Source organism: Arthrobacter sp. AFG20 (assembly GCF_002892795.1).
In the GTDB taxonomy this organism is placed as follows: domain Bacteria; phylum Actinomycetota; class Actinomycetes; order Actinomycetales; family Micrococcaceae; genus Arthrobacter.
The window spans coordinates 20,503-33,100 of sequence record NZ_PJMC01000015.1; the positions used below are offsets into that span (position 1 = coordinate 20,503).

Here is a 12,598-nt window from a genome sequence, read left to right on the forward strand (position 1 = left end):
AATGAAAACTCGCCTCATAGGAGGAATTGCCGCCCTGTTGGTGGCAATTATTGGAACGGTTCTTTTGGTCAACTACGTGCAAAATGCGGATAAACGCGCCCTCGCGGACACGGAAACCGAATCCGTATACGTGGTGGAGAAAACCATCGCAGCCGGAAGTGGAATTGATAAAGCTGCCGGCGCCGTCGTTCGGAAAGAAGTACCAAGAGTGGCTGTGGCGGCAGGAGCCGTGACAGATTTGAACCAGGTTGGCCAGAAGGTCGCCGCCGTAGACCTGATGCCGGGCGAGCAGCTCCTCACCACCCGCATGGTGGACGCCGATTCCCTCCTCGGGCCGGCCCGCGTCCAGGTTCCGACGGGAATGCAGGAGATCACCCTCAAGCTGCCGATAGAGCGCGTGGTGGGCGGCACTCTGACGGCCGGGGACACCGTAGGCGTTTTCCTCTCCGTGGAGGATTCCGCGGCAAAGTCCGGCGGTACGCAGCTGACCTTCCACAAAGTCCTGGTGACGGCAGCGCAGTTCAGCAACGGCAGCACAGCCACATCCCACGAGACCGCGGCCGGGGACGATTCATCGAAGGGTGCCCTCAACTCCAAGAAGTCCACGTCGTCGAATGGCACCTACCTCATCACCCTGGCGCGCAACTCCGCCGACGCTGAGCGGATCATCTTCGCCACCGAGTTTGGAAGCGTTTACCTCTCCAAGGAGCCGGCGAACGCTTCGGAGGGCACGTCGGGCGGCGTAGTGAACACCGGAAGACTGTTCCGATGAGCCGCTTCATCCTTATCACGCCGGAAGCCGAGTTCGAACGCCGCATGCAGTTGGCAGTGTCCGGTATGCACGGTTCGCTGCGGGTATTCCAAGCGGACTACCTCCCCGAGAGTCCGCAGGACTTCCTCCGGCAGCTCGTGGGCGAGCCCCCTGAAGTACTGATCCTCGGACCGGGCCTGCCCGTTGACGGCTCCCTGAAACTGGCGTCGGTCATGGATCTGCAGTACCCGGAAATCAGCGTTGTCCTGGTGGTACCTGAAACCAAGGAAGTAGTCCTCCAGGCAATGCGTTCGGGGGTTCGTGACCTGCTCGATCCGGCCGCCGACCCCGATGCCATCCGCGTCCTGCTGGAACGTGCGAGCCTAGCGGCGGCTGGCCGCCGTCGGGGTTTGGCCCCCGGGGCTTCCGAGCACGCCGACCACGGCGAGGGCGGTCGGGTCATCGCGGTCATGTCCCCCAAAGGCGGGGTGGGCAAGACCACTGTGGCAACCAACCTCGCCGTCGGTCTTGGCAAGGCCGCCCCCATGAGCGTGGTGATCGTGGACCTGGACCTGCAGTTCGGCGATGTTGCCAGCGGGCTGATGTTGGACCCGGAACACACCATCACCGACGCCGTGGTGGGCGCCGCAAGCCAGGACTCCATGGTCCTGAAGGCGTACCTCACCGTCCACCCCGCGGGGATATACGCCCTCTGTGCGCCGAGAAACCCGATCGAAATGGACAGGATCTCCGGCGAACAGGTCAGCCGGCTCCTGAACCAGCTGCGCGACGAGTTCCACTACATCGTGGTGGACACGGCACCGGGACTAGGTGAGCACGTCCTGGCAACACTGGAGCAGGCCACGGATGCTGTCTGGATTTGCGGAATGGATATTCCCAGCATTCGGGGCCTCAGGACGGGGTTCCAGATCCTCGCTGAGCTCGGACTCGTCCCGGAGAAACGGCACGTGGTGCTGAACATGACGGACCGCCGGGCGGGCCTCACGCTGCAGGACATCGAAGCCACCATTGGCTCACCTGTTGACGTTGCGCTCCCCCGCTCCAAAACCCTGCCCTACTCCACGAACAAGGGAGTGCCCGTCCTGCAGGACGGAAGCCGGGACTCGGCCGGCAAAGGCCTCCGCCAGCTGGTGGAGCGCTTCAAACCGAATTGGGAAGAAAGACCTCACAAGAAGCTGCACCGAAGGGCGGTAGTCCAGTGAACCTCACAGACCGGTTCCAGAACCTGCGGGGCGAGTCCAAGCCGGGCCCCGAAAAGTCACAGCATGCCGACGTCTTCAAGCCCAAGCCGGCTGCCACCACGCTCGGCAGGAAGCATGAGGAGCAGGCTGCAGGCTCGGCAGCGAACGCCACCGCAGCCTTGGAGATGCCAGCCGTTGCTTCCGTAGCCAGCGAAGCCCTGAACGCCCTGAAGGAACGGGCTACCCAGGCACTTTTTGAGCGGCTGGGTTCGCGGCTCACCGATTCCGCCCTCGAGGACGAGGAACTGCACCAGTTCGTCCGGGATGAACTGAAGACCGTTGTGGACGAAGAGCAGGTTCCGTTGTCGGGGCCTGAGCGGCAGCGGCTTATCCGGGACATCATCGACGATGTCCTGGGCCACGGCCCCATCCAGCGCTTCCTCGATGACCCTTCCATTACGGAGGTCATGGTGAACCGCCATGACCAGGTCTACGTGGAACGCCAGGGCCGCATCCTCCCCACGGACACAAAGTTCAGCTCCGAGGACGCATTACGGCGGGTAATCGACCGGATCGTGTCCAAGGTGGGCCGGCGCATCGACGAGTCCTCCCCCCTAGTGGACGCCCGGCTTGCGGACGGATCGCGCGTCAACGCCATCATTCCCCCGCTGGCCGTCAACGGTCCTGCCCTAACCATCCGGAAATTCGGCCGGGAGGCGCTGACGGTCCACGACCTCGTTTCCCTGGGCAGCCTCTCCCCCGAGATGGCCGAGCTCCTGAACGCCTGCGTCAAGGCTCGGCTAAACATCATCGTTTCCGGCGGCACCGGCACGGGCAAGACCACCCTTTTGAATGTGCTGTCCGGATTCATACCGCCGGAGGACAGGATCGTGACCATCGAGGACGCCGTCGAACTTCAACTCCAGCAGGACCACGTCATCCGCCTCGAAAGCCGCCCGCGGAACATCGAGGGCAAAGGTGAAGTTTCCATCCGGGACCTGGTCCGGAATTCGCTGCGCATGAGGCCGGACAGGATTGTGGTCGGCGAGGTCCGTGGCGGCGAATGCCTCGACATGCTGCAGGCCATGAACACCGGCCACGATGGCTCCATCTCCACGGTGCACGCCAACTCACCGCGGGACGCAATCGCCCGCCTGGAGACGCTGGTCCTGATGGCAGGAATGGATCTTCCGCTCCGGGCCGTCCGCGAACAGCTGGCCTCCGCCATCAATCTGGTGGTGCACATCACCCGGATGCGCGACGGCTCCCGCCGCGTCACCCACATCACCGAGGTGCAGGGCATGGAAGGCGACATCGTCACTCTTCAGGATGCCTTCGTGTTTGACTACTCGGCCGGCATGGACGCCAACGGCCGCTTCCTCGGGAAGCCGGTGCCGACGGGCGTCCGGCCTCGGTTTACCGAGCGCTTCGCCGAACTCGGCATCGAGATCTCGCCGGCCGTGTTCGGAGCAGCCCTCAGTAGCTTTGCACCCTCGGTCCCGACCCCTTCAAGGGGGCGGTGACAGTGCCAGGTGACTCCGGGGTTTTCGTGCTGGCGCTGGTACTGCTCTACCTCGCCATCTTCCTGGTCTTCGGCGTGGCCCTCCGGTCCGGCTCAAGCCTTCCGATGTCACGCCGGCGGCCCGATGTCCCAACCCAGACTTCGCCCCTGACCAGGCTCACCAATCAGGCCGTGGGCGCGTTGAACAAGGGCCTCAAGAAGCGGGGGCCTGGCCTCCTTACCCAGGACCGGCTGGATGAGTGCGGGCTCAAAAAGGAACCGGGCGATTACCTGATCATGGCGGGCGTGATCACCCTGACGGCCGCCGTCGTCGGCTTCTTCCTTGGCGGGCTGTTTGCGGCCGTCTTCCTGACCCTCCTAGCCCCGCTGGGACTGCACCTGCTACTGAACGTGCTGGCCGGCCGCCGTCGTGCGCAGTTTGATCAGCAGGTGCCGGACACGCTCCAGATGTTCTCGGGCGGTCTTCGCGCCGGCCACAGCCTGCTCCGGGCGGTGGATGCGGCCGGGCAGGAAAGCCAGCCGCCAATGTCGGAAGAGCTAGGGCGGATCGTTAACGAGACCAGGATCGGCCGGGACCTCGGCGAATCCCTGGCAGACGTGGCCAAACGGACCCGGAGCGAGGATTTCCTCTCCATCTCGCAGGCCATCGAGATCCACCGGGAGGTGGGCGGGGACCTGGCGGAAGTGCTGGACCACTTGGGCGATACGGTCCGCGACCGCAACCAGGTGCGCGGCCAGGTCCGGGCGCTAAGTGCTGAGGGCCGGATGTCGGCGATCGTCCTCATGGCCCTGCCGGTGGTGATGTTCATCGGGCTGACGCTGTTCAACGAGATGTACTCCAGCACCTTCACCGGCACCCTGTCCGGCTACCTCATGATCGCCGCGGCAGTCGTGCTGCTCACCACCGGTGGCTTCTGGCTCAGCCGGATCGTCAAACCCAAGTTCTAGAAAGAAGGTGGTCATTATGCAGCCTGCGGCTTATGCGGCGATTCTGGCAGTGATCGCACCCGTGACTGTCATGACGTGGTTTGTCTTCACCGGCGACCGGGCGGGGCTCCGCAACATCCAAGCAAACCTCGGCCGGGTATCCAAGGCCAAGGGTCCTGCGCTCAGTGTCAACGAGAAACTGATGCTGGCCAGCCAGCGCATCATGCCGAAGGGCTATGCCGGCTGGTTGGACAAGCAGCTGGCCGGCGCCGGTCGGCCCAAGGACTGGCCGCTGGCCCGGGTCATCATGGTCAAGCCGCTGCTCGCGTTCGCGGGCGCCGCTCTTGGATATCTGTACTTCGGAGGCGGGCCTTCGGCCCAGCGGTTCCTGATTCTGCTGGGTGTCACGGCCCTCTGCTACTTCACCCCGGACCTTCTGGTGCGCAACCGGGCGCAGAAGCGGCGGGAGGCCATCCGGCTGGAACTGCCGGTCGCTCTGGATCACATGCTCATTTCGGTCCAGGCCGGCCTCGGGTTCGAAGCGGCGATGGGACGCGCCGGCACCAGCGGAAACGGCCCCATGGCTGAGGAGCTGATCCGCACGCTCCAGGACATCCAGGTGGGCCCGTCGAGGAAGGACGCCTATCTCGCAATGGCAGAGCGCGTGGACGTGCCGGACGTCCGCAGCTTCATCCGGGCCGTGGTCCAGGCGGACGCGTACGGCGTTGCCATCGCCGGCGTACTCAAGACCCAGGCCGAGGACATGCGGATCAAACGGAAGCAGCGCGCCGAGGAGCACGCCATGAAGATGCCCGTGAAGATGCTGTTCCCGCTAATCTTCTTCATTCTGCCCACGCTGTTCATCGTGGTTCTGGGGCCGACGGTGATGAGCATTATTTCGATGTTTGCGGGGTAATTCTCTGGCCGGGTGTGCCGGCCTGCCTTTTTAAGTGCGTCTATTGAATGGACGACGGCGGCTCCCGGCTACGTGCCGGCGCCGCCTTTTGAGACCGGACCCCTCGGGCTTCCCCCTGCCCGAGGGGTCTTTCCATGTATCCGGGGCTCCAGGATATGGCCCCTATTCCCGCAACAAAGGCGCAGGATTAGCGCAGGAATCTTGGGATTTGCACGGCTTGGCAAGGCTTCGCGCAGGATGCTGCAAGATCTGTGCCCAGCCGCAATTTCCGTTGCTAATTTTATTTCAGAGCTGGCGCTGGGCCAGCCATCACACGTCACAGGAGTCTCAAATGTTCGCTCGCATCGCAGCAACTCTTCACACCCTCGGCCTCACCGTTTCGTCCCGCCTCCGCCAGGACGAGAAGGGCGCCACCGCTGTTGAATACGGCCTGATGGTCGCGCTCATCGCCGTCGCCCTCGTCGTCGGCGTAGGCGCCTTCGGCGGTTCGCTCAACGGCTTCTTCAACACCCTTTTCGCCGATCTGGGCCTCTAAGAGGACTGAATCAGACTGGCAAAAGCCAAACGAAAAGTCGTCCGAATGTGCGGTGGCTGCATCCCGCAGTCACCGCACATGGGTTTGAACCACCGCAGTTTTTGAAGGAAGTAACAAGTGGGACGAACACGGAATGAACGCGGCGCGGTAGCTGTCGAGTTCGCCCTCATCGCCCCGGTTCTCCTGCTCCTCCTGATCGGCATGGTCGAGTTTGGCCGGATCTACAACGCGCAACTCCAGCTGACGGCCGCAGCCCGCGAATCGGTCCGGGTCATGGCCATTCAGAAACAGGTCGACACTGCGACCGGTGCGGCCGTTGCCGCCGCTCCGCATCTCAGTCCGGCGCTCACCGCCGCAAATGTGCAAGTCTCTCCCACCTCCTGCGCGGCCGCATCTGACGTGACAGTTACTATCACCTACTCAGTGGACCTGCTCTCAGGCCTGTTCGCCGACGCGGTCCAGCTCACTGGAAAGGCGGTCATGCGATGCGGAGGGTGAGCGGCAACGAAGACGGTGCGGTGGCTGTGATGACCGCGCTGCTCATCGTATTTCTGCTCGGTGTCGCCGCGATCGTGATCGATGTGGGCATGATTTACGTCGAGCGGTTCCAGCTCCAGAACGGCGCCGACGCGGCGGCCCTCGCGATCGCCCAGGACTGCGCAGTCGGAAACTGCTCCCAGACCGCTGCGACGGCGACTGAACTTGCCGGCAAGAACGCAAATGACGGTGTTTCCGGCGCCACCGCCGTCATTTCGGACAACAACACCGTAACGGTCCGGACAAAAACGGCCACCCCGGATGGGGGCACTGCAGTGAAGCATTGGTTGGCCCCCATCCTGGGGATAGATTCCACCCAGGTGCAGGCCGTTGCAAAGGCATCCTGGGGCAGCCCGTCCAAAGCGACAGTCTTCCCGTTCACCGCGCCCCGGTGCATGTTCGACACTGCGCCGAAAGACACGGAACTGTGGATCACCAGCACCTCCACCTGCACGGGCACTGGGGGAAAATCCCTGCCGGGGGCGTTCGGCTGGCTTGATGAAACCGATAAGAAGAGCTGCCGTGCCTCGGTGGACGTGGACCAGATCATGACCGGAGAACCGGGCAAAAGCGGCCCTACCAACTGCAACGTTGACGGCAGCACCATTCTTTTGCCGGTTTATGACAGCAAATCGGGACAGGGTAACAACGTCTATTATTCGATCGCCGGGTTCGCCGCCTTCAAGGTGACGGCCCATAGCTGGCCGAACCAGCAACTCTCGGTGTCCGATTGTAACAAGTGCACCGGCATTAGAGGAACATTCATCACCCTGGTCTCGCTGGCGGATCTGCAGACCTACGGCGTCGAAGAACTCGGCGGAGATTCCTTCAACGCCTTCTTTGTCACCCTCAGCCTGTAATAGGAGCACCCCAGTGAAAAGCCGAGTCATAGCATCGGTAGCAGCGGTCCTGCTCGCGGCCCTCGGAACCGTCTTACTCGTGGCCTACGTCAAGGGTGCGGACCAGCGGGCTTTCGCCGGAACGCAGACATCCGAAGTGCTGCTGGTCGGCAAGGCCGTCCCCGCGGGGACGGCCGCTGACGTTGTCCTGGACAGCATCAAACGGGAAACCGTGGCAGCGAAAACGGTACCCGCCGACGCTGTCACCGACGAAACCGCCCTTCGTGGTCTGGTAACAACCGTGGACCTGGTCCCCGGAGAACAGCTTCTGAAGGCCCGGTTCGCTGATCCGAGCAAGGCGGAGACCTCGGGGAAAGTCACCGTTCCGAAAGGGATGCAGGAGGTTTCGATCCTCCTGGAGCCGCAGCGATCCGTGGGCGGGCAGCTGCAACCAGGAGATACGGTCGGGGTGTTCATATCGATAGGGGCCGGGATCACGAAGCCGGCCCAAAACGTCACGCACCTTGCCCTGCATAAAGTCCTTGTTACGGCTGTGCAGGGCGGGCCGCAGGCGAACGAGGAGAAAAAATCGTCCTCGAGCAGCTCGTCCGAGAAAGTGCTGGTCACGCTAGCCCGCACCGCGGCAGATGCCGAGAAAATCGTGCACGCCCAGGAATTCGGGACCATTTGGCTCTCGAAGGAATCATCTGCCGCAATCGAACAGGGGACGCGCGAGCTGACCCAGGAGGGAATCTACAAGTGAGCCGCTACGCGGTGGTCAGCAACGATCCCGATTTCCTGCGCAGTCTCCGAGCCGCGGCTACCGGTGATCTCGCCGGTGAGGTCCAGGTGTGGGAAGGCGGGGGGTTTCCGGCAAGCCCCAATGACGTGCTCGTCCGGCTTGCGGCCCCTTCCACCCTCGACGTCCTTATCCTCGGGCCCGGCATGCCAATGGAAGCGGCGTTCAGGCTGGCAGGAGAATTTGAGACCCAGGTCCCCGACGTGACGGTACTTCTGGCAGCACGGCCGAGCCCGGACGTCGTCCTCGCCGCCATGCGCGCCGGGATCCGGGACGTCATGGAACCAGAAGCTGACGTTGCAATGGTCACGGACCTGCTCCGTCGGGCCGTGAGAAGCACAGCAATCCGCCGAAGCGCCGCGAACCCTCAAGACAGGCACTCAACACAAGGGGCTGCGGGGCGTGTGATCACCGTCGTCTCACCAAAGGGCGGCGTGGGCAAAACGACAATAGCGAGCAACATTGCGGTCGGTCTGGCCAAGTCGGCACCACACGGAACGGTCCTGGTTGACCTCGACCTGCAGTTCGGCGACGTCAGCAACGCCTTGGCGATTTCACCGGAGCACTCCGTCACGGACGCTGTTCACGGACCGGCCCGCCGGGACACCATGGTGCTAAAAACCTTCCTCACCGCCCACCCCAGTGGCCTCTATGCCCTGTGCGCGCCGGAGTCACCGGACGCTGCGGACCACCTGACCGGTGAAGACATCGCACACCTGCTCGTGCAGTTGGCCAGCCAATACCGGTACGTTGTCGTCGATACCGGTGCGGGCCTCTCCGACCATACCCTGGCCGCCCTGGACAAAGCCACTGACTTCGTCTTCGTCAGCAGCATGGACGTTCCAGGGGTGCGCGGGATGCGCAAAGAACTGGACGTGCTGGCTGAGTTGGGAATGACCCCGCTGAAGCGGCACATGGTCCTGAACGGCGCAGACTTCAAGGCCGGTGTCTCGCGGCAGGACGCAGAGACCGCCTTGGGGACGAGCGTGGACGTGGTGATCCCACACGCCCGGGCTGTCAGGATCTCCACCAACCAGGGAATTCCGCTGCTCCAGGGCACGTCCCGGGGGCCTGTCCCCAAGGCACTGCAGCAACTGCTCGCACGTTTCGTCGCACCCACCGCTCCGCCCCGCAAGCACGGACCCCGACACCGGATTGGATCCTGATGAACCTCGCCCGACGACTTGAAGCTGCCCGTGGCCACGTCGCACCACCGGCTCCCCAAGCGCCTGACGCATCTGCCGGCGGGCCTGCCAGCAGACCTGACAGCGGGCCAGCCGAAGCATTCGCGGAGCAGGGAACGCGGGCTGCCGTCTCTTCCCCGGTTCTCGCCCCGATCCCTCGATCCGGAAAAAATGTGGTGGAGCCGCCCGTTCGCGACGCGTTGGCCAAATTGAAGGACCGGGCAGGTGCGATCCTTTTCGAACGGCTCGGTACCCGCCTGATTGACACGTCCTTGACCGAAGAGCAGCTTCATGTGCTCGTGCAGCAGGAACTCACTGAGGTTGTTGAAGCCGAGGAAGTTCCACTGACCCGGGATGAAAGGCAACGCCTCATTAAAGGCGTCAACGACGACGTGCTCGGATACGGCCCGCTGCAGCGCCTCCTGGATGATGAGACCGTCAGCGAAATCATGGTCAACGGGCCCGACATGATCTACGTCGAGCAAAACGGCAAGCTCACCCGCAGCCGGGAGAGGTTCGCCTCCGAGGCGCACCTGCGCAAGGTGATCGAACGTATCGTCGCCCGGGTAGGCCGGCGCATCGACGAGTCCTCACCCTTGGTCGATGCCCGCCTGGCCGACGGGTCCCGCGTTAACGCCGTCGTACCGCCTCTGGCGGTGAACGGGTCTTCCCTCACAATCCGTAAATTCGCCGCAGACCCCTTTCAGGTTCAGGACCTCATTGGCTTCGGAACCCTCTCCCCGGAAATGGCGGAACTGCTCAACGCCTGTGTCAAGGCCCGCCTGAACATCATCGTCTCGGGAGGCACCGGCACCGGTAAGACCACGCTGCTCAACGTGTTGTCCTCCTTCATTCCGGCAGGTGAACGGATCGTCACCATCGAGGATGCAGTTGAACTCCAGCTACAGCAGGACCACGTCGTAAGGCTGGAGAGCCGGCCAAGCAACATCGAGGGCAAGGGCGAAATCACCATCCGCGACCTGGTCCGCAACTCGCTCCGGATGCGCCCGGACAGGATCGTCGTGGGTGAGGTCCGCGGCGGCGAAACGCTGGACATGTTGCAGGCCATGAACACCGGCCATGACGGGTCCCTGTCCACCGTCCACTCAAATGCACCCCGGGACGCCGTTTCCCGGCTGGAGACCCTCGTCCTGATGGCCGGCATGGACTTGCCCCTGCGCGCGGTGCGTGAGCAGATCGCCTCGGCTGTGGATGTTATCGTGCAGCTCACGCGCCTGCGGGATGGAACACGCCGGGTCACCCACGTCACCGAAGTGCAGGGCATGGAGGGAGAGATCGTCACGCTCCAGGATGCGTTCGTCTTCGACTACAGCGCAGGGGTGGATGTCAACGGCCGCTTCCTGGGTAAGCCTGTCCCCACCGGCGTGCGCCCGCGCTTCACCGACCGGTTCAAAGAATTGGGCATCGAGCTCTCCCCCGCTGTCTTCCAGCAGGCCGCGACGATGGGCAGCGCACGATGAACGCAGCCGATGGAGAAGTCACAGCTCTTATCGCGGGACTGTTGTCGTGCTACGCGGCCCTGACAGTAGCAGTCCTGTTCGTCGCGGCGCCCCGCCCGCCGGTCAACGTCCTGAACCGCAGGACGACCGCGAGTACCGGTCACAGAACCTTTACCGCTGGTCTGGCGAAGCGCAGCACAGTCGCGGTTGAGGCCCTGCTAAAACGCCGGAACTACACGGCGTCCATGGCTGGTGCCCTCGAGCAGGCAGGCCTAAGTGTCAAAGCTGCTGAGTTCGTGGTCCTTGCCCTTGCCGGAACGGCGGTGTTTGCCGGGAGCGCTCTCATCCTGGCTGGTCCGCTGCCTGCTCTCGCTGCGCTGGTTATCGGCCCGTTTGGTGTCCGATTCGCGTTGCGGTTCCTGGCCTCCCGCCGGCGCGGAAAATTCGCAGCGCAACTCGATGAGACCGTACAGCTGTTGGCCGGTGGTCTTCGTGCCGGGCATAGCCTCCTGCGTGCGATCGACGCAGCCGCCGGCGAAGCAGAGGCTCCGACATCCGAGGAATTTTCCCGCGTCATCAACCAAACCAGGCTGGGGCGCGATTTGGGTGAAGCCCTGGACGAGGCCGCGACCCGGATGCGCTCGGAGGACTTCGAATGGATCGCACAAGCGATTGCCATTCATCGTGAGGTCGGAGGCAACCTGGCGGACGTCCTTGACCAAGTGGGCCACACCATCCGCGAACGCAACCAGATCCGGGGCCAAGTCAAGGCACTGAGCGCAGAAGGCCGAATATCGGCCCTGGTCCTGGGATTTTTGCCGCTGGCCATCACCGGAGCACTGATGGTGATGAGCCCTGGCTACATGGATCCCATGGTGGAGTCCCCCATCGGGCTGGTGATGATCGGCGTGTCCTTAGTGCTCCTCGTTATCGGCGGGCTCTGGCTGCGTAAAGTCGTCAGCTTCAAATTCTAAAGAACAGCCGGAGAAAGAAGCAGAGATGTCAGCCATCGCGATCATGGGTATCGGGTCGATTATTGGTGCCTTCGCCCTCATGGCGTGGACCTTTATCGCGTCGACCGTTCCAGGCAAGGAATCGATCCAGGAAAACCTCTCACGCGGTCTGACCGTAACCAAGCAGCCAGCCAACGCACGGGGCAATCTGCTCGAATCATTCGCCGGACGTTTCACGCCCAAACGCTTGGTGGCCAACCTGGACCGCCAGCTTGCCCTCGCAGGCCGGCCTCCGGCATGGCCGCTGAAGCGACTAATGGCTGGCAAATTTGTGGCCGCCGGACTCGCCATAGTCTTTGGGCTGTTACTGCTGCAAGGCGATCCCAGCGCTAAGAACATGTGGATCGCGGGCGCCGTCACAGTCGTGGCCTACTTCGTCCCCGATTTACTCATTTACAGCCGTGGCCAGGAGCGTCAGGCGGCCATCGCGCTGGAATTGCCCGATACGCTGGACCAGATGACCATCGCGGTGGAAGCCGGACTGGGCTTTGACGCCGCCATGGCACGCACGGGACACAATGGCAAAGGACCCTTGGCAGCCGAGCTCGTCCGGACCCTTCAGGACATGCAAATCGGCATGTCACGCCGCGAGGCCTACATGGCCCTCGTTGACCGTACAGGAGCCCCGGATCTTCGCCGGTTCGTAAACGCCATCCTGCAGGCCGATAAATACGGTATTTCCATCTCCGCCGTTCTGCGGACGCAGGCCAACGAGATGCGCAGCAAGCGCCGGCAAAGGGCCGAAGAGAAGGCCATGAAGATACCTGTCAAAGTTCTCTTCCCGCTCATGGTCTGTATCCTGCCCGTTCTCTTCATTGCCATGCTCGGACCTGCAGCTATCAGCGTAATCAACACCTTGAGCGGCATGTGATGACTCTTCATTCCCGGCCCGTCCGCCAGCCTCTATCAAAGG

At 63.2% G+C, this 12,598-nt stretch carries 13 protein-coding genes; all 13 read left to right on the forward strand.

The window, feature by feature from the left end; genetic code table 11:
• Position 1 precedes the first annotated feature (1 nt).
• A complete protein-coding gene (locus tag CXZ05_RS16650) occupies positions 2-772 on the forward strand; it encodes a Flp pilus assembly protein CpaB (RefSeq protein WP_180987429.1) in 771 nt (256 codons plus the stop codon).
• Positions 769-1,974 (forward strand): AAA family ATPase, encoded by a 1,206-nt coding sequence (locus CXZ05_RS16655; protein WP_102973660.1) that lies wholly within the window; start codon positions 769-771, stop codon positions 1,972-1,974. The genes CXZ05_RS16650 and CXZ05_RS16655 overlap by 4 nt, the downstream gene beginning before the upstream one ends.
• Entirely contained in the window at positions 1,971-3,476 is a 1,506-nt protein-coding gene (locus CXZ05_RS16660; protein ID WP_180987430.1) for a CpaF family protein, read from the forward strand. The genes CXZ05_RS16655 and CXZ05_RS16660 overlap by 4 nt, the downstream gene beginning before the upstream one ends.
• Positions 3,473-4,423, forward strand: a complete 951-nt coding sequence (locus CXZ05_RS16665; RefSeq protein WP_102973661.1) for a type II secretion system F family protein — start codon at positions 3,473-3,475, stop codon at positions 4,421-4,423. The genes CXZ05_RS16660 and CXZ05_RS16665 overlap by 4 nt, the downstream gene beginning before the upstream one ends.
• Before the next feature lie 16 nt (positions 4,424-4,439).
• Complete coding sequence (locus CXZ05_RS16670) at positions 4,440-5,318, forward strand: type II secretion system F family protein (RefSeq protein WP_102973662.1); 879 nt, start codon at positions 4,440-4,442, stop codon at positions 5,316-5,318.
• A 331-nt stretch (positions 5,319-5,649) separates the two neighbouring features.
• Entirely contained in the window at positions 5,650-5,853 is a 204-nt protein-coding gene (locus CXZ05_RS16675; RefSeq protein WP_102973663.1) for a Flp family type IVb pilin, read from the forward strand.
• A gap of 117 nt (positions 5,854-5,970) precedes the next feature.
• The gene (locus CXZ05_RS16680) at positions 5,971-6,351 is read left to right on the forward strand and encodes a TadE/TadG family type IV pilus assembly protein (RefSeq protein ID WP_102973664.1); all 381 of its coding nucleotides are present in this window, start codon (positions 5,971-5,973) and stop codon (positions 6,349-6,351) included.
• Positions 6,339-7,250 (forward strand): pilus assembly protein TadG-related protein, encoded by a 912-nt coding sequence (locus tag CXZ05_RS16685; RefSeq protein WP_102973665.1) that lies wholly within the window; start codon positions 6,339-6,341, stop codon positions 7,248-7,250. Before CXZ05_RS16680 ends, CXZ05_RS16685 begins: the two co-directional genes overlap by 13 nt.
• Before the next feature lie 13 nt (positions 7,251-7,263).
• Positions 7,264-7,992: a Flp pilus assembly protein CpaB gene (gene cpaB / locus CXZ05_RS16690; RefSeq protein ID WP_102973666.1), complete on the forward strand. Its 729-nt coding sequence runs from the start codon at positions 7,264-7,266 to the stop codon at positions 7,990-7,992.
• The gene (locus CXZ05_RS16695) at positions 7,989-9,194 is read left to right on the forward strand and encodes an AAA family ATPase (RefSeq protein ID WP_102973667.1); all 1,206 of its coding nucleotides are present in this window, start codon (positions 7,989-7,991) and stop codon (positions 9,192-9,194) included. Before cpaB ends, CXZ05_RS16695 begins: the two co-directional genes overlap by 4 nt.
• The gene (locus CXZ05_RS16700) at positions 9,194-10,693 is read left to right on the forward strand and encodes a CpaF family protein (RefSeq protein WP_180987432.1); all 1,500 of its coding nucleotides are present in this window, start codon (positions 9,194-9,196) and stop codon (positions 10,691-10,693) included. Before CXZ05_RS16695 ends, CXZ05_RS16700 begins: the two co-directional genes overlap by 1 nt.
• On the forward strand, positions 10,690-11,646 hold the full coding sequence (locus CXZ05_RS16705) for a type II secretion system F family protein (protein ID WP_102973668.1): 957 nt from the start codon (positions 10,690-10,692) through the stop codon (positions 11,644-11,646). Before CXZ05_RS16700 ends, CXZ05_RS16705 begins: the two co-directional genes overlap by 4 nt.
• A gap of 25 nt (positions 11,647-11,671) precedes the next feature.
• Positions 11,672-12,556 (forward strand): type II secretion system F family protein, encoded by an 885-nt coding sequence (locus CXZ05_RS16710; RefSeq protein WP_102973669.1) that lies wholly within the window; start codon positions 11,672-11,674, stop codon positions 12,554-12,556.
• The last annotated feature ends 42 nt before the right edge of the window (positions 12,557-12,598 follow it).

What these genes read in the sequence shown, in the direction of transcription:
- CXZ05_RS16675 (WP_102973663.1), top strand. Translation starts at nt 5,650, where the DNA reads ATGTTCGCTCGCATCGCAGCAACTCTTCACACCCTCGGCCTCACCGTT.
- CXZ05_RS16710 (WP_102973669.1), top strand. Translation starts at nt 11,672, where the DNA reads ATGTCAGCCATCGCGATCATGGGTATCGGGTCGATTATTGGTGCCTTC.
- CXZ05_RS16685 (WP_102973665.1), top strand. Translation starts at nt 6,339, where the DNA reads ATGCGGAGGGTGAGCGGCAACGAAGACGGTGCGGTGGCTGTGATGACC.
- CXZ05_RS16700 (WP_180987432.1), top strand. Translation starts at nt 9,194, where the DNA reads ATGAACCTCGCCCGACGACTTGAAGCTGCCCGTGGCCACGTCGCACCA.
- CXZ05_RS16670 (WP_102973662.1), top strand. Translation starts at nt 4,440, where the DNA reads ATGCAGCCTGCGGCTTATGCGGCGATTCTGGCAGTGATCGCACCCGTG.
- CXZ05_RS16650 (WP_180987429.1), top strand. Translation starts at nt 2, where the DNA reads ATGAAAACTCGCCTCATAGGAGGAATTGCCGCCCTGTTGGTGGCAATT.
- CXZ05_RS16705 (WP_102973668.1), top strand. Translation starts at nt 10,690, where the DNA reads ATGAACGCAGCCGATGGAGAAGTCACAGCTCTTATCGCGGGACTGTTG.
- CXZ05_RS16655 (WP_102973660.1), top strand. Translation starts at nt 769, where the DNA reads ATGAGCCGCTTCATCCTTATCACGCCGGAAGCCGAGTTCGAACGCCGC.